The organism is Pseudoalteromonas sp. BSi20429 (assembly GCF_000238895.1).
Classification (GTDB): domain Bacteria; phylum Pseudomonadota; class Gammaproteobacteria; order Enterobacterales; family Alteromonadaceae; genus Pseudoalteromonas; species Pseudoalteromonas arctica.
In genome coordinates this window covers 20,806-47,277 of record NZ_BADV01000037.1, presented here as the reverse complement: position 1 = coordinate 47,277, position 26,472 = coordinate 20,806, and the positions used below count along the sequence as shown (strand labels likewise).

Annotated in this window: 24 protein-coding genes; 19 read left to right on the top strand and 5 right to left on the bottom strand. The window is 37.1% G+C overall.

The window, feature by feature from the left end; genetic code table 11:
- The first annotated feature begins 206 nt into the window (after nt 1-206).
- Entirely contained in the window at nt 207-833 is a 627-nt protein-coding gene (locus P20429_RS10970) for a transposase (RefSeq protein ID WP_007582805.1), read from the top strand.
- A gap of 551 nt (nt 834-1,384) precedes the next feature.
- Nucleotides 1,385-1,765: a hypothetical protein gene (locus P20429_RS19415; protein ID WP_033026676.1), complete on the top strand. Its 381-nt coding sequence runs from the start codon at nt 1,385-1,387 to the stop codon at nt 1,763-1,765.
- A gap of 28 nt (nt 1,766-1,793) precedes the next feature.
- Here the strand turns inward: P20429_RS19415 and P20429_RS10975 are convergent, their stop codons facing one another.
- The gene (locus P20429_RS10975; RefSeq protein ID WP_007582802.1) at nt 1,794-2,408 is read right to left on the bottom strand and encodes an IS110 family transposase; all 615 of its coding nucleotides are present in this window, start codon (nt 2,406-2,408) and stop codon (nt 1,794-1,796) included.
- 73 nt (nt 2,409-2,481) lie between these two features.
- Here P20429_RS10975 and P20429_RS10980 point away from each other — a divergent pair, with 73 nt between their 5' ends.
- The 4 genes from P20429_RS10980 (at nt 2,482) to P20429_RS10995 (ending at nt 5,267) form a co-directional block, all read left to right on the top strand.
- Complete coding sequence (locus tag P20429_RS10980) at nt 2,482-3,456, top strand: transposase (protein ID WP_007582800.1); 975 nt, start codon at nt 2,482-2,484, stop codon at nt 3,454-3,456.
- A 224-nt stretch (nt 3,457-3,680) separates the two neighbouring features.
- Nucleotides 3,681-4,196, top strand: a complete 516-nt coding sequence (locus P20429_RS10985; protein ID WP_007582799.1) for a hypothetical protein — start codon at nt 3,681-3,683, stop codon at nt 4,194-4,196.
- Between the two features lie 163 nt (nt 4,197-4,359).
- On the top strand, nt 4,360-4,740 hold the full coding sequence (locus P20429_RS10990; protein WP_007582796.1) for a hypothetical protein: 381 nt from the start codon (nt 4,360-4,362) through the stop codon (nt 4,738-4,740).
- 101 nt (nt 4,741-4,841) lie between these two features.
- On the top strand, nt 4,842-5,267 hold the full coding sequence (locus P20429_RS10995; protein WP_007582793.1) for a retropepsin-like aspartic protease: 426 nt from the start codon (nt 4,842-4,844) through the stop codon (nt 5,265-5,267).
- Between the two features lie 116 nt (nt 5,268-5,383).
- Here P20429_RS10995 and P20429_RS11000 read toward each other — a convergent pair whose 3' ends face one another.
- Together P20429_RS11000 and P20429_RS11005 are read right to left on the bottom strand one after the other, a co-directional pair.
- The gene (locus P20429_RS11000; RefSeq protein ID WP_007582792.1) at nt 5,384-6,418 is read right to left on the bottom strand and encodes a methionine synthase; all 1,035 of its coding nucleotides are present in this window, start codon (nt 6,416-6,418) and stop codon (nt 5,384-5,386) included.
- 78 nt (nt 6,419-6,496) lie between these two features.
- The gene (locus P20429_RS11005; protein ID WP_007582790.1) at nt 6,497-7,474 is read right to left on the bottom strand and encodes a DUF1852 domain-containing protein; all 978 of its coding nucleotides are present in this window, start codon (nt 7,472-7,474) and stop codon (nt 6,497-6,499) included.
- A 558-nt stretch (nt 7,475-8,032) separates the two neighbouring features.
- On the opposite strand from P20429_RS11005, the gene P20429_RS11010 reads away from it, so the two are divergent.
- The 5 genes from P20429_RS11010 to P20429_RS11030 all read left to right on the top strand — a co-directional run bounded on the left by P20429_RS11010 (nt 8,033) and on the right by P20429_RS11030 (nt 18,002).
- Nucleotides 8,033-9,820, top strand: a complete 1,788-nt coding sequence (locus P20429_RS11010) for an aminopeptidase P family protein (protein WP_007582788.1) — start codon at nt 8,033-8,035, stop codon at nt 9,818-9,820.
- Nucleotides 9,821-10,258: 438 nt separating this feature from the next.
- On the top strand, nt 10,259-12,436 hold the full coding sequence (locus P20429_RS11015; RefSeq protein WP_007582786.1) for a TonB-dependent receptor: 2,178 nt from the start codon (nt 10,259-10,261) through the stop codon (nt 12,434-12,436).
- A 163-nt stretch (nt 12,437-12,599) separates the two neighbouring features.
- Complete coding sequence (locus P20429_RS11020; RefSeq protein WP_007582784.1) at nt 12,600-14,657, top strand: hydantoinase/oxoprolinase family protein; 2,058 nt, start codon at nt 12,600-12,602, stop codon at nt 14,655-14,657.
- A gap of 39 nt (nt 14,658-14,696) precedes the next feature.
- Entirely contained in the window at nt 14,697-16,379 is a 1,683-nt protein-coding gene (locus tag P20429_RS11025) for a hydantoinase B/oxoprolinase family protein (RefSeq protein ID WP_007582782.1), read from the top strand.
- A gap of 456 nt (nt 16,380-16,835) precedes the next feature.
- A complete protein-coding gene (locus P20429_RS11030; protein ID WP_007582780.1) occupies nt 16,836-18,002 on the top strand; it encodes an MFS transporter in 1,167 nt (388 codons plus the stop codon).
- Here P20429_RS11030 and P20429_RS11035 read toward each other — a convergent pair.
- A complete protein-coding gene (locus tag P20429_RS11035) occupies nt 17,999-18,526 on the bottom strand; it encodes a peptidylprolyl isomerase (protein WP_007582779.1) in 528 nt (175 codons plus the stop codon). The two genes, P20429_RS11030 and P20429_RS11035, sit on opposite strands and share 4 nt — an antisense overlap.
- Nucleotides 18,527-18,666: 140 nt before the next feature.
- Between P20429_RS11035 and P20429_RS11040 the strand changes: the two genes are divergently transcribed.
- The 4 genes from P20429_RS11040 (at nt 18,667) to P20429_RS11055 (ending at nt 21,581) form a co-directional block, all read left to right on the top strand.
- Complete coding sequence (locus P20429_RS11040) at nt 18,667-19,170, top strand: Lrp/AsnC family transcriptional regulator (protein WP_007582778.1); 504 nt, start codon at nt 18,667-18,669, stop codon at nt 19,168-19,170.
- 202 nt (nt 19,171-19,372) lie between these two features.
- Entirely contained in the window at nt 19,373-20,137 is a 765-nt protein-coding gene (locus tag P20429_RS11045) for a spermidine synthase (RefSeq protein WP_007582777.1), read from the top strand.
- A gap of 121 nt (nt 20,138-20,258) precedes the next feature.
- Entirely contained in the window at nt 20,259-21,272 is a 1,014-nt protein-coding gene (locus P20429_RS11050; RefSeq protein ID WP_007582776.1) for a DUF5924 family protein, read from the top strand.
- A 72-nt stretch (nt 21,273-21,344) separates the two neighbouring features.
- Entirely contained in the window at nt 21,345-21,581 is a 237-nt protein-coding gene (locus P20429_RS11055; protein ID WP_007582775.1) for a hypothetical protein, read from the top strand.
- A 104-nt stretch (nt 21,582-21,685) separates the two neighbouring features.
- Here P20429_RS11055 and P20429_RS11060 read toward each other — a convergent pair whose 3' ends face one another.
- The gene (locus P20429_RS11060) at nt 21,686-21,901 is read right to left on the bottom strand and encodes a hypothetical protein (RefSeq protein WP_007582773.1); all 216 of its coding nucleotides are present in this window, start codon (nt 21,899-21,901) and stop codon (nt 21,686-21,688) included.
- A gap of 74 nt (nt 21,902-21,975) precedes the next feature.
- Between P20429_RS11060 and P20429_RS11065 the strand changes: the two genes are divergently transcribed.
- From P20429_RS11065 to P20429_RS11080, 4 genes are all read left to right on the top strand, one after another.
- A complete protein-coding gene (locus P20429_RS11065; protein ID WP_007582769.1) occupies nt 21,976-22,779 on the top strand; it encodes a hypothetical protein in 804 nt (267 codons plus the stop codon).
- 265 nt (nt 22,780-23,044) lie between these two features.
- Nucleotides 23,045-23,704, top strand: a complete 660-nt coding sequence (locus P20429_RS11070) for an NADPH-dependent FMN reductase (RefSeq protein WP_007582767.1) — start codon at nt 23,045-23,047, stop codon at nt 23,702-23,704.
- 266 nt (nt 23,705-23,970) lie between these two features.
- Nucleotides 23,971-24,420, top strand: a complete 450-nt coding sequence (locus tag P20429_RS11075) for a hypothetical protein (RefSeq protein WP_007582766.1) — start codon at nt 23,971-23,973, stop codon at nt 24,418-24,420.
- A gap of 199 nt (nt 24,421-24,619) precedes the next feature.
- Nucleotides 24,620-26,437, top strand: coding sequence for a serine/threonine protein kinase (locus P20429_RS11080; protein WP_007582765.1), 1,818 nt, complete (start codon nt 24,620-24,622; stop codon nt 26,435-26,437).
- Nucleotides 26,438-26,472 lie beyond the last annotated feature (35 nt).

Sequence of the window (26,472 nt, the reverse complement as noted above, 5' to 3'; positions counted from 1 at the left end):
TTACTCAAAAGGACAAATAATAGTTGGTTTTTGCTCCTTCGTCGCTTATTTTAACCAACAATTATTTGCCTCTTAGTAAGGCGTTGAGGCTGTAGAATTACTCTTTTTAGGAACGTATCCTACTATTCTTGGTTGGTTGCTTTTTAACCTTGAATCCATTCATTCGCTGTGATCTAATAGATATTATTCACCCACGGTAAACTGTTATGGCTAACTACAAGCCTGACTTATCTTGTCAAAATAAATTCATTCCTATCAATTTCGCTGAGCAAATTCTGCCTGGCACTTTTGAGTATGCCCTTTGTTATATTGTCGAAAATAAACTCGATTTATCGGGGTTTGACGCGTGGTACAACAATGACAAAACGGGCGCTGCTGCGTATCCGCCTTCGGTAATGCTAAAGATTATTTTACTGGGCTATGCACATGGTTTTATCAGTAGCCGTCGGATTGCAAAGGCTTGCGAGCATAATATTTTATTTATGAGTGTGTCGGGTGATATCCAGCCGCATTACACATCTATAGCGGGTTTTGTGGCTAAAATGCATGAACAGATTGAGCCGCTTTTTACGCAAGTGCTGATGATATGTGACGAGGAAGGCTTGATAGGCCGCAACATGTTTGCCATTGATGGGTGTAAATTAAAGTCCAATGCGAGTAAAGAGTGGAGTGGCACATTCGATGAGTTAGGTCGCAAAAAAGCAAAACTAGAACGCGCAAGCAAACGTATTATTGAACGCCACCAATCACAAGATGGACTGGGCGAAGAATTGATAACTCAGGATTTAAAACAAAAAGAAAAGCTAGATAAAAGTGCAGATAATAATGATTAGGATGACACCCATCCTAATCATTAGGAAAAAAGCTAACAAAAACAGTATGAAGAGTGCATTATTATAAATAATGAATCACGCAAAAAGCTGAACTATGTAGAAAAAATGAAAGTAACAATAGACAGCCCAATCGGGACGATATCTGTTTATTAAAGAATGGCAAACGACTCGGCTGTATTGAACCGGCTTTCCTTTAAATAAAAAGCGGAACATTACAGTGAAAAAAGGCATGAATAAATTGACCTTACGGGGTCAAACAAAAGTGAATGCCTTTACTTTATTGTGTGGCAACTGTATTGCCTTGTTCATAATATAGAAAAGCTGAAATACGATACATTAAGTAGGGTAAGCCCTCTTACTCTAAATAAAAGCCACTCAAACACCCGTAATCCCTTCCAAAACGCCAATTAAAACAATATCAAACACTTCTATATTCTGCGTAAAAATACAGTAATCAATTGAACCAAAATAGGAACTCAGCTATGGTTTGTTTATCAATAAAAACAAATTTAAAAACGAGTTAATCTACAGGCTCGTTATGAGTACAAGCAATGTTAGAAGTATATTTAGGCATTAGTGTCATAATTGGACTGATTGTCATTTATGACGGTTATCTAATCGTAAAAAATTCCGGTGTCATCAAAACAGGTCAGTTTTCTGTAGTTACTACAACTATAGAGTTTTTATGGGCCATTGTTTCAATAGTCGCTTTATTTAATTTTGAGTTTCAAAATTGGCAGATATTGATTCCAGTTTTTTATGTAACTCATAATATTTTAGGGTGGGCTTATGGGTTCTGGTTGGTAGCAAAAAATCCAGCAGAGCAAAGTGATCAAACTACCGTCCCTATGTGGTACGCAAAATTTGGTTTAAACTTTGGTGTTGTTTTTACACTTAGTAGTCTTTTAGTCCAGTATCAAATGTACTCATAACAACACGCCCTGAGGTGGACAGCAAGCGCTAAAGCTCACTTTCCACCGCAAATTTTAACAGCGGTGATCCCTTACTTTTCAATGCCGTTAAGTAAGTTGATTCATCGTAGGGCGTATGTGTTTTCCAGCACCTAAATAGGATTCGTATCCACTTAAATACTAATGATCTGATGATGGTATTATGAGGTTTTCCTTTGGCTTCTTGCTGCCGATAATATGCTTTAGCCCAAAATGAATAACGCACAGATAATCCAGCCCATTCCACAAATGTTTGCCTTAAAAATTTAGTGCACGAGTATCGCCAGTGTATCCATTCCTTTTTGCCACTGCGTTCGGTTACTGGAGCAATGCCTGCGTATTTTTGTATGTCAGCGGCGCACTTATAGCGGTCACGATTTGACCCCATAGCGGCTAATAATCGAGGTGCTAATTGTGGGCCTGCACCTGGTAAACTATCAAAAATAGCGCGATCTTTATGTTGCTTATAAAGCGTTTTAATTTCGTCATCAAATTGTGTTATTGCCAACATTAGCTGTTTGAGTTGAGGAACGAGGCATTCAATAAGCAATAAGTTTGGCGTGATCACCGCCATATCATCGGTGAGAATTTCAACATCCTTTATTTCTTTAATTAACAGTGACACCCATCCTAAATTTTGCACTTTACGGAGTTAGAGGCTAGCCTTTGTTTAGTGCAAAAAACAAGCTGGGTGTCTTATGGCAATCGCGAGAAAACGTCAAGTAAGTTTGGTTGATACAAAATACTACCATTGTATTTCACGTTGCGTGCGTCGTGCATTTTTATGTGGCGAAGACCGTTTTACAGGTCAATCTTACGAGCATCGTAGAGGTTGGGTTGAAGATAAGTTACTTATGCTCGCAAAAATATTTTGTATTGATGTATGTACTTATGCCGTAATGAGTAATCACACCCATTTGGTACTATATGTAGATGATAAGAAAGCAAACAGGCTGAATGATAAAGCGATTGTTATTCGCTGGCATAAACTCTGTAAAGGCACATTGTTAACGCAAAAATATGTACAAGGTGAAAAGTTAAGTAAAGTTGAGCTCATCTTTTTCAACCAAACGGTTAAACAATACCGCGAACGCTTATCAAGTATCAGCTGGTTTATGCGGCTCTTAAATGAAGACATTGCGCGCAGAGCAAATAAAGAAGATAACTGCACAGGGAGGTTCTGGGAGGGTAGATTCAAATCGCAGGCATTACTAGATGAAGCAGCACTTGCAGCGTGTATGGCCTATGTCGATTTAAATCCCATTAGAGCTAAAATGACTAACACACCGGAGGAGTCAAAGCATACCAGTGTACAAAAGCGTTTAACATGCGCAGCAGAAGGTAAACAACCAAAACAGTTACTACGTTTTGCTGGTATGCCTCGTCAGATTATGCCCAAAGGGCTGCCGTTTGAGCTTAAATCGTACCTTGAACTTGTTGAGCTAACAGGGCGAATAATACGAGAGGATAAGCGTGGGCATATTGATAACATGAACCTACCTTTGTTAGAAAGGCTTAATATCTCCCCAGAGAACTGGTTAAAACTGACTACGCAATTTACGCGCGTATTTCATGGTGCAGTAGGCAGACCCACTTCACAAGCAAGTTACTGTGAAAATTTAAAGCGTAAACGGCGATCAAATATTAGCAATTGCGAAAAGCTACTCGCATAAATTAAAACAGTTCAGTAAAAGTTAAAAATGCCATACGGAGTTATTTTCATGCGTGTAATTTGGGTTTAAAAATGTAATGACTTATTTAATAGATGAAATGAAAGCGACCCAGTAATAAAAGGTTAATTATGAACCTGAAGAGCTAATTTTGTGGCACAGTTTTGTTTGTTCAATTAAAGTGGCTGTCTGGTTTGGTCGGTATTAATTGATCCCTTGGAGGGGTAATGGAAGCAATAACAATTACGAGTGTTTTTAGTGCGGTAGTCGGTGCATTAACAGGTAGTCTTGGGGCTGCACTCCTAGGAGCGGGTATTGGTGCAGGACTTTCTGCAACTTTAATAGTTATCCATGAAACTAATCGTGAAAGAAAAAATAGAGCTCTTGATCTGATACAAGAATACAGTTCTCCGGATTACATTCAGATTCGTAATGATGCAAGTAAAGCACTTAAAAAGTCGATGCTAGAAATTGAAAGCCCATCTTGGGATAGTCTTTACCGAAAACTATCTACGGAAGAGTGGCAAAAAATATCTAAAATTGAACATTTCTATAAAAAGTTAAATTTTATGGTAGATATTAAAGAGGCGGATTCTAGATATTTAGCAAAATATTTTGAAGTTGAATTTTGGCATTGGCAAGCAAGGTATTTTAGTCGGATTAATATTGAATCTGGTGAGCCTGAAATGGTATTTCAAGCTCTTGCTGGTGCTTTTGAAAACCCTAATAATAAAAAGACTTAGGGAAATAATAAAAGCGTATCCCCATTCTTAAATAAACTAGACACCCATTCTAAATTTTATGAAAACACTAATAGATTGAACCAAATTAGGAACTCAGCTATGGTTTGTTTATCAATAAAAACAAATAGAAACGAGTTAATCTACAGGCTCGTTAGGTAATTAAATGAATACTGCCATCGATGAAGTCACAAATAATTACCAAGACTGGAGCTTAGACAAATTATCGTATGTTGATGGGTTACTAACACTGAACCTTAAAACTTATATAAAAGGCGATGATCCCGTAAGGTTTATGGTTGTGTTTACAAATACCGTTTTATTTGAAACTTATGATGAAAGTAGCCATTTTCATGACTATCATCAAAACCGTGATTCGGGCGTAATCGGCGTGTATTCTGATTCATGCTTATTGGAGTATGCTCAAACTAAAACGAATACTTTCAGTTTAAACAACAATAAGCTGTTTCATTATTCAGTAATGACTACAAATGAAATCATTCATGTTTTAACAAATATTGAGCCTCAGGTGATAAACGTTACCTAACAAAACGCGCTGAGGTGGGCGACTAGTAAAATTTGGCTATTAATTGTGGGAAGCTGAAAATAGTAAGTAAGATTTTAAAAACTTTATAACAAGGAACGTATATGAATTTATCTGAAGGCAAAACTGTAATTGAGTTTGAAATATCAGAAACAGGCCACCAAATTGTTGAAGCTAAAATTAACGGTAAATTGTTACGTTTTATTTTAGATACTGGCGCTGGAACATCTGTTTTAGACAGGGGATGCCTAAGTGAGTTAGGCATTGAAGAAAAACTCAATGTTGAGAATGCAGCAGGCTTGGGCACTTCGGATCACGCTATGGGGGATATAGAAGTTCATTCAATTGAGTTTGGAAATGCCTTGTTTGAAAGTCCAGGCTTTGTGTCACTTAATCTTGACCATGTACAGGTGGCGGGTGGTGAAAAGGGAGTACATGGCTTGTTAGGCTCTCCCTTTTTTACCCAATGCCAAGCAGTTATCGATTTTTCAAAAAACAGGCTAGAGCTTTTTAATAAAAAAATTAAATAACTAACCTAAACTTTGTTCTTTAGTCGGTTTTAGCTAACGCACCATGTTTATGGATTTTACTATGGCATGGTGCGACAGTTGTTATTGTTTACAATTTGTATTTCAAAGCTACTTTTCTAGTTCTTTTCTAATAACTCTTTTCTTATAATTTCAGCCCCAGCGCTCAAGGCATTTAGTTTACCTCTGGCTATATGGTGAGGTAGTGGAGCCATGCCGCAGTTTGTACACGGGTAGAGTTTGTCGGCATCTACAAATTGCAGTGCTTTACGTAGCGTATCAGCTACTTCTTCTGGCGTTTCAATAGTGTGGTTTGCTACGTCAATTGCGCCTACCATTACTTTTTTACCGCGAATGAGTTCTAGTAAATCCATTGGTACATGCGAGTTATGGCACTCTAGTGAGATAATATCGATATTAGATTGCTGAAGCTTAGGGAATGCTTCTTCGTACTGTCGCCATTCAGATCCTAATGTTTTTTTCCAATCTGTATTGGCTTTAATGCCGTAGCCATAGCAAATATGCACGGCGGTTTCGCATTTAAGCCCTTCAATTGCGCGCTCTAAACAGGCAATTCCCCAGTCGTTCACTTCATCAAAAAATACGTTAAACGCGGGCTCATCAAATTGGATGATATCAACGCCTGCGGCTTCTAATTCTTTTGCTTCTTGATTGAGTATTATGGCAAATTCCCACGCTAGTTTTTCGCGGCTTTTATAATGGTCATCGTAAAGCGTGTCTATCATGGTCATTGGACCTGGCAATGCCCATTTAATAGGTTGTTTGGTTTGCTTGCGTAAAAATTTAGCGTCTTCAACAAACACAGACTTTTGACGGCTAACAGGGCCCACAACGGTGGGTACGCTTGCGTCGTATCGGTCACGAATTTTTACTGTTTTACGTTTTTCAAAGTCAACGCCATTTAGGTGCTCTATAAATGTAGTTACAAAATGCTGCCTTGTTTGCTCACCATCGCTAACAATATCAATGCCTGCTTGTTGTTGGTCGAATAATGACAAGCGTAGGGCGTCGTATTTTCCTTGGGTTAATTCATCACCTTGTAATTTCCAAGGTGACCAAAGTGTTTCTGGCTCTGCAAGCCATAACGGCTTAGGTAAACTGCCAGCGGTAGAAGTAGGTAGTAATTTTTTCATAATAAATAATGCCGTATATTTTAGTTAATTATTAAACGTAGCGTTAAGCGCGTTATTACTGGTTGTTACTATTAGTTGTTATGACAGATAGCGAGTAGAGAATTGCTCAAGAACCGTTTGGTACGGCTTGATAAAATGCTCTTGTGCAAACTTGCCTTGCTCATTTGCTAACTTGCCGCGCTCTTCTCGGTCATACACAATTTGCGTTAGTGAGTGATCCAAGTTTTTTAAGTTTGGTTTATATGATTTACCCGCTGTTGCGTTGGCATTATAAATCTCTGGTCTGTAGATTTTTTGAAACGTTTCCATCGTACTAATGGTGCTTATAAGCTCAAGATTGCTGTAATCATTAAGTAAATCACCAAAGAAAAATAATGCCAAAGGCGCTGCACTATTTGGCGGCATAAAGTAACGTACCTGCAAGCCCATTTTTTTGAAGTATTGCTCAGTTAAAGACGATTCATTTGGTTCGTATTCTACGCCAAGTACCGGATGTTGGTTTTCGGTGCGGTTGTAGGTTTTGTTATCTGACACACTTAGGCATATAACCGGTGGTTTTTTAAAGTTTTGTTTGTATGTATCCGAATTTACGAATGACTGAAATAGCTTGCCATGTAAAACCCCAAAGTCATCAGGAATACTAAATTGAGGCTTGCCTTTATTGTGCTCTTGTAGGAGTACGCTAAAGTCGTAGTCGCGCACATACGATGAAAAGTTGTTTCCTACAATGCCTTCAATGCGCTTATTAGTTTTATGGTCAACAATATTTGTTTTTAATATTTCGATTGATGGGAAGCTTTCGCCGCCATCTTCAATACCTATCTCAACAGAGACAATTTCAAGCTCAACAGCATAACGCTCACCTTTGGTGTTATCCCAGTGGGCTAGGGCATTAAAACGGTTGTTAATCATGTTTAAGGCGTTACGCAAGTTTGCTTTGCGGTATTCACCTCTGGCTAAATTAGCAAAGTTGGTTGTGATACGCGTATTAGTTGATGGATGATAATTTTCGTCGAGTGAAACGCTCTTAATATTAAATGTAAAATCTTTTTTCATCGTGTTTATATCCAATTTTATAATTTAAACCTGATTAATGCTCTGTGCTTTATTAGCCTTGCAACTTACTTAGCTGTTTTTGTTATTCAGCAGCTTTAAGTTGTTAGTAATAGTGTTTAGCGCTAAGGGATGAGTAATTTATACGTTGATTGGTATATGAAGAAAAACGGTTTAATTTCACATAAAACATGAGTCATATTCATTAATCACTATTGTTAGATTCGATTACGTAGCAATTGGCGAGAAAAAGGCATAAATCGGTAAAAATAAAAGATGGATGTTTAGCCGTTTAGACTTCCTTTGTTTTGGTGTGCACTTTATTCATGTTGAACATGAGAAATATTCAAAGGGGTTTTTTATAGCTATAACAGTACATTAGCGGTGCTATTGAGCTTAATTACTGAAGTTTATGGCTTATGATCAGCTTTATTCTATAAGTTGAATGAACTATTTTAAAAATTGAACAACAAAACTTTCTACGGAAAGTGCATGGTAATAAAAACTTATCAATTCTCAAGTTGTTATAAAGTTTAGGATTTACTTTAATACGAGATTGAAATGAAGAGTCAATATAACTATCGAATACAAGCCGTTAGAAATGAAATGGCGAAATTGGATTTGGATGCATTTGTGGTTCCTCATGAAGATGAATATCTTTTAGAAGAAGTTTCTGATTGTAATAATCGTTTAAAATGGATCAGTGGTTTCACAGGTACCGCAGGAGTTGCTGTCGTTTTAAAAGATGATGTCATTTTTTTTGTTGATGGTAGATACAGCGTTCAAGTGACTAAGCAAGTTGACGGGGAGCTATTTTCATTTGAAAGTATGGCTGTATTTGAGAGCAACAGTTGGATTGATTCGTTACTACCTCCCTCAGCAAAAATTGGAATCGACCCTTCTTTGCATTCATTTGACTGGTTTTCGAAATTTATAAGTAAAGTTGCTATAGAAGGTAGAAAATCGCTTCCACTTAAAAATAATTTAATAGATTTATGCTGGACAAATAGACCGACTAAAATAAGCACCAACGTAAAATTAATAGATGAAAAGTACTGTGGTAAATCAAGCATTACTAAGTGCAAAGAAGTTGCAGACATTTTAAGTAAGGTGGGTGTAGATAGGTTAATCATTACCAATCTTGAGTCAACGTGTTGGTTACTCAATTTACGAGGAAGTGATATCCCTTGTTTACCCGTTTTTTATTCAACATCAATTATTGATCAAGATGCAGAGGTTATTTGTTTTTTAGATTTAACTACACTGGATGAAAAACTTAAATCTTCTTTTAAGCATAATGTAAGTTTTAAATGTATTACGCAGTTAGATGAATACTTATTATCTATTTCAAATTGCGTAACTCAAATTGACCCAAAAGTCATTAATGCGCACATGGCGAGATTACTACAAAAGCCAGATGTAAACGTTATTCAAAGCAGCGATCCTATAGGATTACTAAAAGCACAAAAAAATCCGATTGAGATCACAGGAATGAAAGCATGTCACATTCGTGATGGTGCAGCACTTATTAACTTTTTGTCGTGGTTAGATTTGCAAGTACGCGAACAGACTTTTTACGACGAAGCCCAACTTGCCGATAAGCTTGAAACATTTAGAACTGTAGATGAGTTATACCAAGAACCTAGCTTTGATACTGTGTCAGCTGTTGGGAGTAATGGGGCTATGTGTCATTATAATCATAAAGATACGACCGCTAAACTAATGACAAATAATACTATCTATCTTGTTGATTCGGGCGCGCATTATCTTGATGGAACTACAGATGTTACACGTACAGTGGCTATAGGTAAGGCGACTAAAGAGCAAATAAAAATGGCTACTTTAGTCTTAAAAGGTCATATTTCGTTGGCGACTATCCGATTTCCTTTTGGAACAACAGGACAGCAATTAGACGCTTTTGCGCGGCAACACTTATGGCAAAAAGGGTATGATTACGAACATGGCACAGGACATGGTGTAGGGCATTACCTTAATGTACATGAAGGGCCGCAACGCATTGCAAAGGCAAATTCTAACGTTGCACTTTTACCTGGGATGGTTGTATCTATTGAGCCAGGTTACTATCGTCAGGATGAGTTTGGTATACGCCACGAAAACTTATATGTTGTAAAAGAAAGCCTTAATATCAGCGGGTCAGATATAAATATGCTGTGTTTTGAAGTGTTAACTCATGTTCCTTTTGACAGAAGGTTAATAGATAAAGCAGAACTTACAAAATGTGAAATAGAGTGGTTAAATACATACCACGAAATGGTATATCGACTTATATCTCCTCTTATAGACACACGTAGTAACGCCTGGTTATTAAAAGAGACGACAGCCTTGTGATTACATAAGCTCATAATATATAAATGCCTATTATTATAAATTTGATAATAGGCATTAAGCTACTCTTAACCTCCCTAAACATTCATAGAAACGGCTTTATCTACATTTCATAACATAGCCTCTGCCAGGCAACACAACCATCTATTCAACCTTAAAAGATAAATCGCCTGAGATCCCATTACTTTTAGCATGACAATTTAATGTATGGCGAAAAGCAGCTCATAAAATATGCCATTATTTAACTAAATAAAGTGAGTTCGAATGCTTTTTTGCTAGAAGTTCTGTTTTAGATTGTGAATACAAAATAAATTGCGTTTTATTGCATTTTTAGAATCAAAGATTTTCCGACCAATGCGTACTATTAAAAGTGTTAAAAATATTAAGCACTTATAAAAAACATAATAACTTTGTAAACCAAAAGGTCTAAAGGGGAGTGATATGACAATAAGTAATCGTTTTTGTCCTAAAAAAGTAGCGCTAGCAGTAATTATAGCAACTTCAGGAAGCACACCGTTATACGCAAATGAGTTGGATACCGAAGGCAGTAATAAAGTAGACAAAATTGAAAAAATTGTTGTTACATCCAGAGGGCGTACCGAGACATTACAACAAATACCAGACTCGGTCACAGTATTCACTGGTGACGACATTAAAGCCGCTCGTATCTCTACCATAAAAGATTTTTCATCATTAACGCCAAATTTAAATGTATCAACAAATTTTAGATCAGGACTAAATTTTGTAACTGTTAGAGGGTTAATTACCCCACAGGTAGGGGAAGCGCCTATTGCTTATGTTGTAGATGGTATAACTGTGCCTAATCTAGAGTTTATTAATCAGGGCTTACACGATATCGAACGTATTGAGGTTCTTAGAGGGCCACAAGGTGCCTTGTACGGAAAAAATGCGATTGGTGGGGCGATTAATATTGTTACAAAGCAAGCAACAGATGAATTTGAAGGAAGCGTTCAAGCATCAGTTGCGCAAGGAAACGATAAAAAGCTAAACGTTGCGCTCAGTGGCCCAATTGTTCAAGACAAAGCTTACTTTAGGTTGTCTGCTAACTATCAAGATACCGATGGCCTAATTGAAAACTCTTTTTTAAATGAAAAAGTAGATTATGTTGATGATGCATTTGGCTTTCAAGGAATGCTTGAATTTTATTTAAGTGATTATACCAAGTTAACTTTTCATGGTAACTACGCTGAAAAAACCCAGGGTAGTAACTATATGGGATTTATTACCAGTGACCAGTTAGAGGACTTTTTATTACAACCAGAGGCAAATGCTGTAGGGCGTGATGAGTCAACATTATGGTCAGTTTCAGTAAAACTTGATCATGAAACAGATTATGGCGATTTAACGTTTATTGCGTCTGCTAATGATTCAGACATTATGTTTTTTTCTGATGGAGATTTTACTCATCAGGCTCCAAGCGACGACAATTTTTACTTCCCTCATACCCAAATTAACCCAATAGAAGAAGACTCTAGTAGCTTTGAGACCCGATTTACTTCGCCAAGTGATAACGCTCTTCGTTGGTCGATTGGTGCATATTATGAATCAAAAGACAGAAATGTATCTTACGATCAAGTATTAGACTTTACACCAACACAAAGAGTTACCTATCAAGATGTAAAAGCTGATATTGCGAATGATCCTAGTTTAGTTATCACCGGTGAAAAAACAGTTCAAGAAAGTACTGCCTATGCTTTGTTTGGGCAAGCAAATTACGATGTGGTAGAAGACATTGAGCTAACAGTTGCCCTGCGCTATGACTCAGAAGAGCGAGATGCATTTGATAAACGTGACCCATCAGCCTCTAAAGTAAATGAAACATTTAGTGAATTACAACCTAAAGCCTCTATTGCTTGGCAAATTAGTGATGACCATCTGCTATACAGCACTTATTCAAAAGGCTTTAGATCGGGTGGCTTTAATGAATACGCCCCAAGTGTAATACGTAAATACGATCAAGAAATATCAGACACCGTTGAGCTAGGTTTAAAAACAACTTGGCTTGATGGAAAAGTTTGGGTGAATATGTCTTTGTTTCATATTGATCAACAAGATGCACAATTTACACGCTTAAACCCGACAACTTTCACTCTAGAAAACTTAAATATTGATGAAGTAGCGATAGATGGTTTTGAATTAGAGATGTCAGCCACTTTAACTGATTATTTAACGGTTAATTTTGGGCTTGGTTTAATTGATAATGAAATTACTAAAAATCAAGGTGTTGATATTTTATCGGGCAGAGATTTAGCCGCAACAGAAGGCGGTACTATGCCTTATGTTTCTGACTTTAATTTAAATGGCTCTGTTGACTATTCGCAACAAGCGTTTGCTGATTATGAGTTTAAAGCACGTCTTTCGTTTAATACATTAGGACCTCGTTCGTTTGATATCTTTAATGAAGATACGGGTGAAACGGATACACATACATTTTTAAATGCCAACTTCACTTTAGAAAATGAGAAATGTTCTACCTCAATATTTGTTTCTAATTTAACAGATGAAGCATCCCCAGAAACAGTTTTTCTATTCAATCCATTAATAAGAATGCGTAATCAACCAAGACAAGTTGGTGTACAAGTTAGGTACAACTTCTAAAAATAATATGGCTATTAATGCAAGTTAATAGCCATCGTTGATGGTGAATTTAGTCATCAATAATAATTTTTATTTATAAGTTTAGTTGAGCACAAAATGCGGCTAAGCAAATCAAGTTAATTGTTACCGCATATAAGGTAACTACGTTAGTAAGGTGCAAGTTATGACAGTTAGAGTCGCTACAGATGTTGGTGGTACGTTCACTGACCTTGTTTATATTGATAAAGGTAATGTTAAAGCTGTCAAAAGCGATACTACGCCACCAAATTTTGAACAAGGCGTTGTTAATTCAGCAATTAAAGCTGACATAAACTTATCCGATGTTGATTTTTTTGCTCATGGTTCTACTGTAGTAATTAATGCGATTACTGAGCGTAAAGGTGTAAAAACAGGCTTGATAACGACAAAAGGTTTTCGTGATGTGCTAGAAATTGCACGCGGGAATACACCTGATATTTTTAATAATACCTATAAAAAACCAAACCCGTTTGTTGAGCGCCATTTAAGATTAGAAATAAAAGAACGCCTTGATTATAAAGGCAATGTAATTACACCAGTTGACTTAAGTAACTTACAGTCTTTGGTCGATTATTTTAAATCTCAAGATGTACAGGCAATCGGTATTTGTTTTTTACATGCTTACTTAAATCCAGAGCATGAGATTAAAACGATAGCGGCTTTGAAATCGCTATGGCCTGAAGTTAATGTTATTGCATCTCATGAGATTTCAGCTGAGTGGCGTGAATATGAAAGAACAAGTACCACTGTTTTATCAGCTTATGTATTACCGCCAGCTCAACAGTATTTAGATAAATTAAAAAGTAAGTTACGTACTTACGGATTAAAAAACGATCCTTTTATTATGCAATCTAATGGTGGTATTGCTACTTTACAATCGGCACGAGATAACCCTATTACGTTGGTTGAGTCGGGGCCTGTGGGCGGTATTTTAGGTGCTGCAGCTTATGGTGCTGTAATAGGCGACGGTAATATAATGGCGTTAGATATTGGTGGAACAACAGCTAAATGTTCGCTAATCCATAATGGTAAAACACGTATAACAACTGAATACGTTTTAGAAAAAACCGCTAAAAAAGCAGGTTATCCAATAAAAACACCTGTAATAGATATTGTTGAAATAGGGAATGGTGGCGGAAGCATTGCGTGGATTGATGCCGCTAATAGCTTACATGTTGGCCCTCAAAGTGCGGGTTCTACACCGGGCCCTGTTGCCTATGGACGCGGTGGTATTGCGCCAACAACGACAGACGCTAACTTAATTACTGGCCGTATTAACAGCGAGAATTTTGCTGGTGGTGAAATACACCCCGATTTGAGTGCTGTAGAAGCATCTTTTCTTACCTTAGCTAATAAGCTTAATGTTGAAGCGATGGATGTTGCACATGGCGTTTTAGATATTGCCAATTCTAATATGGTAAATGCCCTTAAATTAATCTCAGTTAATCGTGGTTATGACCCACGTGACTTTTCTTTAATGGCCTTTGGTGGCGGTGGCGCTTTGCATGCTACTGCTTTAGGTCGCGAACTGAATGCTCGTAAAGTTATTATTCCTCCATTTGCGGGTGTGTTTTCTGCATGGGGAATGCTGATGATCGATTTACGCAGAGACTACATTCAAACTCACCGATTTAGCTTAAGTGAGCAAAGTAAAGCTGAGGTTATTAGTGCGTTTGATGGCGTTATTTCAAAAGCTAATTTAGATTATAAAAATGATGGAATGTCGCAAGATAAAGTTAAACATGAGTTATATGTTGATGCGCGTTATAGCGGACAAGAACACACCGTTAAAATTCATGTGCCTGATACTGAGCTTGATGAACACGATTTTATTGAAGCGTTATCAGAGAGATTTCATCAAACACATGAGCAAGAATACACATTTAGATTAAATGATTCAAAAATTGAAGTTGTAAATATTCACTTAGTTGCTTTTGGCATTTTAGATAAAGCAGAGCTTGAGAAGTTACCGAAAAGTAAAACAGCGAGTGCTGATGATGCCTTAATTGGTACTCGATGGGTTGATTTTGATAATAAAACGAGGTTAACCACTTCTATTTTTGACCGTGAAAAATTAATGCCTGGAATGAAGTTCAAAGGCCCTGCAATCATAGAAGAGAGCACGACTACAACGGTTGTGTTACCAGATAACCGAGTTGAGGTAGATGACTTTGGTGGATTGCATATTTATTTACGAGATTAATTCGTCGTTTTTATAAATTAACTAAATTGGTACAAAATTATGAATAAAAAAGTTGATATATTTACAATAGAAATTATAAAAAATGCCTTGGTTGCCATTGGCGAAGAAATGTTTTTAGCGTTAAAGCGCAGTAGTAAAAGTCCAATTATATATGAGTCACTTGATTACGGTATTGGTGTAACAGATGCTAAAGGGCGTCTTATTTCTCAAGGTAATGGTATTCCTGGATTTATAGGCACTTTAGATGCGGGTGTAAAAAATATTATTGCAAAGTTTGATAACGATAATATTTACCCTGATGATGTATTTATATTAAATGATCCGTATGCAGGCGGCGGCACTCATTTATCTGATGTATGTATGATCCGTCCAATATTTTTCGAAAATGAGCTAGTTGCATGGACTGCTAATAAAGCACATTGGACAGAAATTGGTGGTAAAGATCCGGGAAGTTACAGTGCTGATGCGACAGAAATATACCAAGAAGGGCTCCAGTTTCCGGGTATTAAAGTATTTGAAAAAGGGATACCTAACCAAGCTTTACTTGATTTAATAGAAGTTAATGTACGCTTGCCTGAAATGACATTAGGTGATTTGCAAGCATGTGCAGCGTCATTAAAAGTTGGGGAGCAACGCTTTTTATCTGTTATGGGTAAGTATAGTAAATACGTTACTTTAACCGCCATTGATAAGTTACTAGAACATGGTGATTTAATGGTGCTAGAGAAGTTTAAAACGTTACCAAAAGGTACTTTTGAAGCACAAGATGTTATTGATGAAGACGGAATGGGCAATGGTCCATTTTTGGTAAAGGTAAAAGTAACCATTACCGATAAGTCATTTATCCTCGACTTTACGGGTTCATCTGATCAAGCCCCAGGGCCAATAAATTGTACTATGGGAGTATTAATCTCAGCTGCAAGGGAGGTATTCATGGGGATTGTTCAGCCCGATGCTCCTGCTACTGACGGCTGTTTTAGACGATTAGAAGTTATTTGTCCTGAAGGTACTTTATTAACAGCTAAGCGTCCTGCACCCGTGTCTTCATACTTTGAAGCTATGGTGTGTGCTTCTGATGTTATTCGCAAAGCGTTGGCTGATGTACTTCCGGGTGTTGTTACTGCGGGGCAATTTGGCTCTGTATGCACTATGAATTTATCAGGAAAAATGCCAGATACTGGCGAACCTTATTTATTGGTTGAACCGTTAGTTGGTGGTTGGGGTGCGGCTGTAGGTAAAGACGGTGAATCAGGTCAATTTTGTGTTGGTAATGGCGAAACAAGCAATATACCCATCGAAATAACAGAAGCTCGTTATGGTGTATTGGTAGAGCAATATACATTTAATAGTGAGACTGCGGGAGCAGGTGAGTTTAGAGGGGGTAATGGTGTTGTACTCGATTATCGAATTTTATCTGATGGGACTGACATTTCTAGCTTTTTTGGTCGAGGTATAACGGCTCCTTGGGGAATTGACGAAGGTAAAGAGGGCTCATGTAACTATGTCCAAGTTTTTGATAGTGAAGGAAATGAAAAAGCACGCTTTAGCAGAACAAGCCGATATCCTTTAAATAAAGGCGATTTAATTAGGTTAGTGACAGGCAATGGTGGTGGCTGGGGAAATCCTGTAAAACGCCCTAAAGAGAAAGTCCTTGCTGATATTAAAAACGGTTACATTACACACGAACAAGCCCAAGTTCTTTATCAACACGGCGTAAAATAGCTCGTATTTTAAATTTAATTAGCCATGCAGGAAGGGTTATAGATAAACGCATTCTTTATAAGTGTTGTTTCTATCTATGGCGCATCTCCTGCAGATGCTATTACCTATATTTTATGAACGTGTTTACTGTTAATTGTTGTAAGTTGCTAAATAATTGGCAACTAAATAGGGTATTATCAATTTTGATTAATGTATTTAATTTCAATGTTTTATTTACTGAGAGTCAATAAATAGCTCAATGTATCTCCATCTCTTAATAAAGATATTACACATAAAAAATAACATAAATCATTACATAATTTAGCAAATAAATGGCTTATATCTAAGTCAAAAATAGTATCTCAACAACTAGGTATAAACAGTAGATCCTAGTTGTAGAGATATTTATTGTTAAATAGACCCATACTTAAACGGATTGGCATAATTGAAATGACTGATGCCACCGGAGAGATAAAAATGAATAATAAAAACTCATCAGAGAAACATTCAGATTTACGCTTGGGATTAAGTGGATTAGCAACAGCGCCCATAGGCTACCTTGTTTTGCTCTTTTTACCTGTCTACCTAGAAGTTGTAGGTATTAATTTATCTTTGACAGAGCAGCAAATTGGCTGGCTAGCCTCTACTGATTCTGTGGGATTGGCACTTGCGACGTTTATTTTTTCTATGTTTATTAAAAAAGTAAACTTTAGACAGGTTTTAGTCATAGGCGTAATTATTACAGTATTAGGGAACTTGCTGTCGGCTTTAGTTAATGATTTCATATTATTGTGTATAGTCCGCAGCTTAACGGGTCTAGGTGAGGGGATGATAGTTGCGGTTGGTATAAGTGCTATCGGTATGACTAAAAACCCTAATCGTTGGTTTGGGTTTTATACTGCTGCCATTGTTATGGTGCAGGCAATTGGTTTGGTACTTGTTCCTATAGTATATGAGCAGTTTTCATTGCTTGGTGTTTTTATCGCCATGGCATTCTTTTACGCACTGCCATTGGGAGTAGTTAAGCTGTTACCTAGCAAAAGTGATGACTATAAGTTGTCAATAGACGCTGACGATCTTGTACTAAAACAGCCAAGTAAATTACTTAATTTAGGATTGCTAAGTTTATTGTTTTTTTACATCAGTATTGGTGGTGTGTGGGCTTATATGTCGCTAATGGGTACCAGTGGTGGTTTAACTTTATCATTTGTTTCTCAGGCTTTAGCAACTGCAATGATAGCGGGTTTATTCGGTGCGCTGTTTTTTGCTTACATAGGGCACCATGGTAAAAATATAGGGTTGTTATTCATTTCGTTATTACTTATGGCTTTACCTTTATGGGGTTTAGGGGATGGTTTAACAGGAACTCGATACCTGATTGCCTTATGTGTATTTAGTTTTTTTTGGAGTATTGCTGGCGCACGTTTATTTGCTGTTATTTCTGATGTTGATCGCTCAGGAAAGTATATAAGTTCAGCTCAAACCGTCGTGGGTTTTGGTTATATTATTGGGCCTATTTGTGCCTCTACCCTTGTAAAGGGTAACGGCTATACTGAAGTGATAACGATGGGAACAATTTTACTAGGTTTATGTTTTGTTTCAATATTGCCGTTAGCTCGATTTAAAGTAAATACAGTAATTTAATATCGTTTTATAGAATCGATAGAAATTTGGTTATTTAGGTATTCTTGCTTTTCTGCTTTTTGATAAATTTTCTCAAGTATCTCTCTACCTTGCGTTATTTGTCCAAAAGCAGCAAAACCTAAACCATCGTCATAGCGTTTACCGCCATAATTAAGTTCTGGCTGATCGTTAATACAAATAAAGAAACTACCATCGGCGGTTCCTGGTTCAAACCTTGCCATTGATATAGTGCCATCTAGGTGCTTTATACCTGTTTTTCTTGTTGATTCATGCACAATACCGGCAAGTAATTTAGGATGTTCAGGAGGGAGACCTGCTTGAATTACATTTATTTTTGCATTTGCATCTTCAGCTTGGCCTGCATTTTCATCTGTTACGATTCTAAAAATACTACTGCCGTCGAATAAGTTATTATCAACATACTTAAGGAAGTTTTTAACGGTAATTGGGGCTTTATCTAAAAATAACTCAAGTGTGATATTACCCAGCGAAGTCTCTATTAAAACATGGGGAGTTTTATTCATAATTCCTACTAACATTAATTTTTTAGAAAGATTAATGTTTTATTATGATGTATGTCTGCCGAATATAATTTAGTATTTAAAGCTAAAACCCCATAATCTTTTTATTTTAGGGTAGATAAACTACTTACACGGGAACTAACATGGTTAGAAAAAGCATTAAATTAGACAGACTAAATCGTCGTATTTTAACCGAACTACAAAATAACGCGCGTATTAGTAATAATGAATTATCTACAATTATAGGGTTATCGCCAAGTGCTTGTTTACAAAGAGTGAAAGCATTAGAGGATAGTGGATATATTATTGGCTATGCAATGGTCGCTAATGTCGATAAGTTATGTGTAAACGTAAAAGCATATGCCCACTTTACATTAAAAAGTAATACTTACGAGCATTGTGGTGTTTTTGAAAAAGGCATTAAAAAATATAGTGAAGTGGTTGATTGTATGAAGGTTAATGGCAGTATAGATTATATAGCCTTTATGATGGTATCAAGTATTGAAGACTTTAATAGTGTGTGTAATGAAATTATGAAAGACACTTTAGGGGTAGAAAAAATAACAAGTCACTTTGTGTTAGAAACGGCAAAATGGTTTGGAGGCTATCCGCTTGAATCATTAGAGTGGAAAGTGCAAGACGAATAACAAACTAACTTAGATAGGCTCTAAGTGGATTATTAAATCTGCTTGTGCAAATCTAGCGCAAAAGATAAACCAATTTTCTATTATATTTATAAATCCATAGCTGCTTGTCTATTAATAAAAGCGTTATAAACCATATTAATGGCAATGCCAGTGAGTTAAGTAAGTTATACTCGTTTTTCATCACCTCACCTATTGAGTATTCGTGGATATCAAAGGCACTTGTATTGCATCAACTATTGATGAGCATGGCCCTGTTTATGTATATCAAACAAAAAAGAATCTTATTCTCAGCTTTGACGGAAAAATTTATCAAAGCTGTATTAAGTTAAATAATATTAACGGGTTAAGCTTAGCTTATACGCAAGCTATGATGGCTGCGCTTTTTTTTATTCCGCACTTAAAAACCGCGATGATAATGGGACTTGGGGCGGGCTCTATAGCAAAAAGTCTTTATCATGCGTTTCCTGCATTGACTATACATACCGTTGAATACCGTAAAGCCGTTGCTGATATGGCTATAAAATATTTTGAAGTTCCTGTGTCAGAACGTTTGTTTATTCATATTGATGATGCAGCAAACTACATGAAAAAAACGCAGATAAAAACGGATGTTATTTTTTCTGATTTATATAGCTCAGAAGGGATGGAGTCAGATCAGGTGCAATCATCCTACTTACGTGATTGTAAAAACGCGCTCACTTTTGATGGTGTTTTAGTACTTAATATTTGCCATACCAAAGTTGGGCAAAGAGAAGCGTTCGATCAACTACTTGAGAAAGAATTTGCAGGAAAGATTCTTAGTTTTATTATTGAAGGCGGAAATAAAATTGTTTTTGCTTTTAACAATAAAATGCCTGTACTTAGTGAGGATGAATTACTTGCTAAGGCTCACACGTTACAAAAATTAATAAACGTACCAATGACGCGCTATGCCGAGCTTTTATTTAATCAAAAATGGTTAGTTTGATGTACTGTTAAATGGCGCGTTTAAATCCATCCGTCTATCTGTTGTTCATTTAAACTTGGTTAAACTAACCTTACTCTGAATAAAAATAATAAAGTACGTACCCGTACGGAAACGCTCATACATGGATTACTGTAAAAATATAATCGCTAAATTTATAAGCGCGATGCAAAAGCGGCCTGGATTATTGGCTGTGTTGGCGTTTTTGTCGGGCGTTGCCAGCTTTGCACTTGTAGATAGAAAAGAGTCTTTTTCGCAAATTATTGCGATATTTTTGCTTATTAGTTGGTTGTGGCTAATTATTGATAATTGGTTACGTGACAAAGTAGAAGAAAAGTTTGGTGTGGCTGTATCTCCTAATGTAATGCGTTTTGCTCTGCAAATGGTGCAGCAAGAAAGCTTATTTTTTGCTTTGCCGTTTTTTTTAGCGGTTACACAGTGGGATCATCCTCAAGCATTTTTTACCTCCCTCATTGTGTTATGTGCGGTTATATCGGTTATAGACCCCTTTTATTACAAAAAACTTGCTAGAAACCGTACGTTATTTAGTGTGTTTCATAACTTTGCTTTATTCGTTGTTTTACTCGTTACATTACCTATTTTGTTAAACCTTACAACAAGCCAAAGTTTAGCCGCAGCCCTTGTAACGGCTGTAGTGGTTACTCTACCGAGTTTAAACAATTTAATGCCTAATGCACGCTGGTGGCGTTTTCCTATTCTTGTATTGATTTTATGTGCTTTGAGCACTGCTGTGTGGCAATTAAGGAGCTATGTGCCTCCTGCTGCGCTGCGATTAACCGATATTACGTTAGCTCATGAAGTTGATTTACAGCATAAAAAGCCAGTAGGGAGTATTAAACAGTTAGACTCTTATACACTGCACCAACAAGGTTTATATAGTTGGACTGCTGTTAAAGCACCAAGAGGCTTAAATGAAAAAATATTTCATGTGTGGCTTCATAATAAAAAAGAAGTTGATCGGATCACGTTAAATATAAACGGCGGGAGAGAGCTAGGGTACAGAGCGTGGACACACAAAGTAAACTTTCCTAAAGACTCTGTTGGTAAGTGGCAAGTAAAAGTAGTCACCGAATCAGGTCAGTTAATAGGTTTAACGAAATTTACTGTTACACCTTAATTAACTTAGTCGGCTGTATTTTAAACACATAGCTGATATAGTTTTTGCATTCCAAACTAATGGACATAGTTTATGAGTATTGCTTTTGAGATTTTTATTTGGCTAATTGTTGAAACTGGTTTGAGTTTTTTATTTTACTCGACCGGTTGGTTGCTATTAAAAGTGGTAACGTTGGGGCAGTATAAAAGCGAGTTTAAGGATTTTGCATCTTATAAAGCGAGTAAAGCTAGAAGAGTCGACTTAACCTTCTTACTTGGTTTTGGTTTTTATGTTGCACTGATTGTCCTTATGGCTTATTTAAATCACTAAACTGGCTAACAAATTAGGTTAAAAATTTTAAGAATAATAAGCAGCTTAATGAATTATTGCTGCTTATAGTTTTCCCCGTTACCGCACTTTTTTACACTTCCTTCTTATACTTTTCCTGCTTTTGCAATAGGGAACACCTCACCGCGAGTATTATAACTATTATTTGAACTATTAAACTGAGTACCTGCTAGAGCATTGCTCGGTGCATATATGGCTTTGGCTTGTTGGTTAAAATCCGAGCTAATTGCAACTTGTAGTTTATGGGTAATACTTAGTAAATACTTCAAATTTAATAAATAAAACAATAAATGTGCATCCATTTATTGCGCTAATACGTTTTATAACAATACTATGCGCCACTTTTTACCATTTATGATGGTTTTGGACTTAATAAATGACTCACTATTTAAAATATGTATTTGTTATTACGACTCTAGCGGGAGTAAATACAGCTTACGCACAAGCAAAAACACAAGAGCACTATCAAGAGCTTGAAGTGGGCGTAGGCGGAAATATTAAGCATACTAATACTGACGTAAATTATAAAAATAAAGAGTTTGATTTACATATTCATCCATTATGGGAAAGCCGATATGTAACCGAAGGTCGAGATAACCTTGCCGGTAATGGTATTGCATCAATTGCTACTGAGTTTAATTATAAAAACTTTGCGGTGATCCCTTGGGCGGCAAAAGGTATTAGTAGTGATTATTCAGAGCTTAATTTAAATGCTATTTATACCGCTCACTTATCTGAGCGGATAGAGATGTATGTAGGTTATAACTATATTAAAGCTCGTGAAGAAGGCATTGATGCTCACGATAATGAGCTAAGCCTCGACTTTGCGTATCTCTATGCAGACGATATTCAATTATTAAGTAGTGTTTATCATTCATTTGATGCCAGCGGTACATTTTTGGAGCTGGCAGTAAAAAAAGATTTTTATATTAACGATTTACTATCAGTAGATATTCAATCGGGCGTGGGGTTTAACGCGGGGTATGTTAGTGATGGGCACAACGGAATTAACAACGTAAAGTTTACTGCAAACTTGTCGTATCAGCTTTTTAATCAGTTAGCCTTATACACATATACAAGCTATAGCATTGCCGTTAATAAAGATGAAAAACGCTTTGCAGGTGACGAGACACTTCGAAATATATTTTGGGGTGGTGTAGGGCTAAGTTATCAATACTAGGGCGTGCTTTTTCAAGGTTGAGTTTGAAGCAGTGTGTTTTACTTTTAGGCAGTTCAGAGCCTACTGGGTAAAACTCTTGCTGCATGATTAAATCGATCTTAGGATCACACGATAAAATACGTTTAACGGCGCGGTTGTTGCTAAATTTCAGTTTTAAATTTAATTATTATTATGCTTTGAATCAATAAACTATGCGTATGTTTAATACACAATAACTAAAAAATGTTAGTGTTTAGCTATCGTTTAAAAAAGTTGAGAATTACATATGAAGTTTTTAGTATTTTTAGGCACAGTACGCGATAGCACTCCACCAAAACCAGCTCGCTTAGGCTTAAGGGTTTCTAGGGCTTGTATAGAATGCTTAACAGAGCATTTTGGCGATCATGAGTTTGAGCTAATTGATGCGTTGGATTTTCCTAGCGAAAACGTATTTAAACCACATTTTGCATACGCTAATAGTAATGCACCTACAGAGCTCACTCTATTAGCTGATAAAATTAAAGCCGCAGATGGTTATATAATGATTAGCCCTGAGTACAATCACAGCATGAGTCCAGCCCTCGCTGACTTACTTAATCATTTTGGTAGCTCACTATTTTCGTATAAACCAAGTGCAATAGTAACTTACTCAGCAGGACAGTGGGGTGGCGTAAGAGCGGCCATTAGTATGCGCACATTTTTATCTGAACTTGGCTGTTTGCCGGTATCGGCGATGATCCACGTGCCAAAAGCGCAAGATGTGTTTAGTGAGGATGGCAAACCTGTTGCAGGAGAGAGTCAATCATCGTGGTTTAATTATTTCTCACGTACGTTTGGCCAACTAATATGGTGGGCGCAGGCTGCTAAAGAGCATACCGAGGTGGTTGACCCGCAAAGTTTGCTAAAAAGCTTTAAAACAGATCCTTCTCAGCGCAATGCACCTTAATACCCGCTAACTAATTGTTTGGATTGATTATAGAAACATGGCTGCATATAGTGGTATCATTAACGCTACATATTTTTAATAATGCATAATACCAATCCGCAATAATAGTTAATCAATTTAAGAGATTAAATCGCTAACTGCATTAAAAATTTTTGATATAGAACAACTCAATAACGAAATTTTGCTTTGTTATCGACACGATTTTCTTGTCTCAAAATAGATCACTGAATTATGCGAATTGGTGTAAGAAACAAGGAAATTGTGTCTTGAAATATCTAGCCTTACTAAGTGTGCTAACGCTTAGTGCATGTAGTTCTGTTCCCCATAAAATTGAAATGAGCCAAAGTACGGCTGCAAATATGAACCTTATCGCTTTAACTGAGCAAAGTGCACCAAAGGGTGTTGCTGGCACTTACCAGTTTCATATTAAAGCGGCGGGAGCTCAGGGGAGTTGGTTGTATTTAAATACCGAAACTGATTATCGCGACAGGCGTTCAATTACGGTATCAATACAGCCTAATGTGGTAGCAGAGCTTCAAAGTAAATACGGACAACCAGCAGACACCTTTTTTATTGATAAAACAATAGAAGTAACAGGCGAAGCTAAACGAGTAACTATCGATTTTATGAGCCGTGGTAGAGTCACCAATAAATATTATTATCAAACGCACATAGCTGTGTCATCAATTAAGCAGCTTCGTGTTATTGAAAGTTAGTAAAAAGCAATACACTGTATTTATATACAGTGCATTGTAAAAAGCTTGCTTTGAGCTTTAACGTTTACACTTAAATTTACTGCTATGGCGCTACTTTAGCGCTGTTTTATTCAACGATTTCAAAACTCTTATTTAACCTATTGTAATCTCATTATATAAAACTAATAATTAGTTAGTTTTATAAATTTGAGTACCCGTATTGAAAGCCAAAGAAATCCGCAACTTTTATATCAACGAAGAGCAATCTGTTTATTTGCTTTCGCACCGCGATGCTAAAAAACACCGCCAGTGGCTTAATATTTGTATTAAGCAGTTAACACTGCTGGGCTACAAAAACGTTGAAATGATTGGCTCAGGTGCTTTTGGTTTTGTGTTTGCAGGTGATGACGATAACGGCTTACCTTGGGTATTTAAGTTTTCGCGTATTACGCTTGCCCAAAGTGTACGCGACCGCTTAGAAGACGAAGCGTATATGCTTTCGCAAATTAATAACCCCTTAGTGCCTACCTTTTATGCATTTGAGCGAATTAAAAAACAAGGGATTTTAATGATGGCGCGCGCCATTGGAGAGGACCTTGAAAAAGTATCGCTTAAAACAGGGCGCTTTAGTGCCGCGCAAATAATGGCGCTAGCTGTTAGGTTACGTAATGTATTAATTGATTTACGCAGTCACAAAAACGGCATTAGCCCACAACCTATAGTGCATGGCGATATAAAGCCTTCAAACCTTGTTTGGGATGCAAACACTGATGCGCTGTCGTTAGTGGATTGGGGAAGCTCTGTGTATGCACAGCTCGATAGCGATGGTAACCCTGTTGCGAGTAACTTTATGGATTTAATGTCGGGCGATTTAAGTACAACTAATGCGCGTATGGGCGATGTGTACTTTATTGGTGAAGCGCAAATGTCGGGGGAGCAATCATCCCCACGATTTGACGAACAAGGTGTAGCCGCTACGTTGTATGCGCTAGCGTCGGCGCAGTCGTGTCGCTTTGGCGCGCAAGCCATCCCTGCAAGCAGCTTAGGGCTCCCAAAAGAGCTGGCTAAAGTGATTGATGGCATGCTTTCTAAAAGTAAGGCACAACGTGATGGTGCCGGTGATTACTTTATGCGTAATATTACAACTATGGCTAAAGCGTATTTACCTGAGCTTGATAAAAAACAAAAAAAAGCAGATATTCCTTTTTGGTATGGCAAGGCCGAGCAACCCGACACGGTTGTATATAGTTCACGAAAACAGTTTTTACGCCAGGCCGATCATAATCAGCAATTACTAGATATAAACGACGCGCAACTTGACCGTTATTATAAAGAGTTTTTGTTTGATACAGGCGATACCGAAAAAGCATTTTTAGCATCAATAAGCCGATTAGCTAAATACCCTGTTGTTGGTGGGCTTAGTTTTCATTGGAAGGATGAGTCGATGTTTGTTGAATCGTCTTTAATTATGCATGACGAATCATTGGGTGATGCGTTTAGTGATGCGATTAATAACACGGTGATGCTTGCGCAAGCGATTAATCAAAAAGGGTTATTTAAGTGTTGTTTGTTTGATGCCCGTAAAACCATTCAGCTAGAGCGAGATGGCACGGGTGCATTTAAGTTTGATAGCCTACCAGAGCTTGAATACGAAGTTGTAAGCATGAAGGCAAACGACATAACCCGCCCGCATTCATACTTTGAAGACGGTAAAGACCCTGATGAGCAACTACAGCTACCTAAAAAAGTTATTAAGTGCGTATTTGAGCTTAACCAAATTCATCATACGGGGTGTATTATTTTTGAAGCACTGCCGGACAGAATGAAGATTCACCATTACTACCGCTTACTCGATTCGAGCAAAGAGGTTGAATTTAAACGTTTGCTAAATAAACTTATGCAATACGCGGTAAATATTACGGACGTTGGTGTTGCGGGCTTTATGAAACTCCCATATAAAAACACCCGTGAGTTTAGTTTATGTGAGCAGCAAGAAGAGCATTACTTTCCTAAAAATCCTAAGCTTGTACCTTTATAGAAAAAGCACTTAACTAAAGAGTTTTAAATAAGAAG

What these genes read in the sequence shown, in the direction of transcription:
- P20429_RS10970 (WP_007582805.1), top strand. Translation starts at nt 207, where the DNA reads ATGGCTAACTACAAGCCTGACTTATCTTGTCAAAATAAATTCATTCCT.
- P20429_RS19415 (WP_033026676.1), top strand. Translation starts at nt 1,385, where the DNA reads ATGTTAGAAGTATATTTAGGCATTAGTGTCATAATTGGACTGATTGTC.
- P20429_RS10980 (WP_007582800.1), top strand. Translation starts at nt 2,482, where the DNA reads ATGGCAATCGCGAGAAAACGTCAAGTAAGTTTGGTTGATACAAAATAC.
- P20429_RS10985 (WP_007582799.1), top strand. Translation starts at nt 3,681, where the DNA reads ATGGAAGCAATAACAATTACGAGTGTTTTTAGTGCGGTAGTCGGTGCA.
- P20429_RS10990 (WP_007582796.1), top strand. Translation starts at nt 4,360, where the DNA reads ATGAATACTGCCATCGATGAAGTCACAAATAATTACCAAGACTGGAGC.
- P20429_RS10995 (WP_007582793.1), top strand. Translation starts at nt 4,842, where the DNA reads ATGAATTTATCTGAAGGCAAAACTGTAATTGAGTTTGAAATATCAGAA.
- P20429_RS11000 (WP_007582792.1), bottom strand. Translation starts at nt 6,418, where the DNA reads ATGAAAAAATTACTACCTACTTCTACCGCTGGCAGTTTACCTAAGCCG.
- P20429_RS11005 (WP_007582790.1), bottom strand. Translation starts at nt 7,474, where the DNA reads ATGAAAAAAGATTTTACATTTAATATTAAGAGCGTTTCACTCGACGAA.
- P20429_RS11010 (WP_007582788.1), top strand. Translation starts at nt 8,033, where the DNA reads ATGAAGAGTCAATATAACTATCGAATACAAGCCGTTAGAAATGAAATG.
- P20429_RS11015 (WP_007582786.1), top strand. Translation starts at nt 10,259, where the DNA reads ATGACAATAAGTAATCGTTTTTGTCCTAAAAAAGTAGCGCTAGCAGTA.
- P20429_RS11020 (WP_007582784.1), top strand. Translation starts at nt 12,600, where the DNA reads ATGACAGTTAGAGTCGCTACAGATGTTGGTGGTACGTTCACTGACCTT.
- P20429_RS11025 (WP_007582782.1), top strand. Translation starts at nt 14,697, where the DNA reads ATGAATAAAAAAGTTGATATATTTACAATAGAAATTATAAAAAATGCC.
- P20429_RS11030 (WP_007582780.1), top strand. Translation starts at nt 16,836, where the DNA reads ATGAATAATAAAAACTCATCAGAGAAACATTCAGATTTACGCTTGGGA.
- P20429_RS11035 (WP_007582779.1), bottom strand. Translation starts at nt 18,526, where the DNA reads ATGAATAAAACTCCCCATGTTTTAATAGAGACTTCGCTGGGTAATATC.
- P20429_RS11040 (WP_007582778.1), top strand. Translation starts at nt 18,667, where the DNA reads ATGGTTAGAAAAAGCATTAAATTAGACAGACTAAATCGTCGTATTTTA.
- P20429_RS11050 (WP_007582776.1), top strand. Translation starts at nt 20,259, where the DNA reads ATGGATTACTGTAAAAATATAATCGCTAAATTTATAAGCGCGATGCAA.
- P20429_RS11055 (WP_007582775.1), top strand. Translation starts at nt 21,345, where the DNA reads ATGAGTATTGCTTTTGAGATTTTTATTTGGCTAATTGTTGAAACTGGT.
- P20429_RS11060 (WP_007582773.1), bottom strand. Translation starts at nt 21,901, where the DNA reads ATGGATGCACATTTATTGTTTTATTTATTAAATTTGAAGTATTTACTA.
- P20429_RS11065 (WP_007582769.1), top strand. Translation starts at nt 21,976, where the DNA reads ATGACTCACTATTTAAAATATGTATTTGTTATTACGACTCTAGCGGGA.
- P20429_RS11070 (WP_007582767.1), top strand. Translation starts at nt 23,045, where the DNA reads ATGAAGTTTTTAGTATTTTTAGGCACAGTACGCGATAGCACTCCACCA.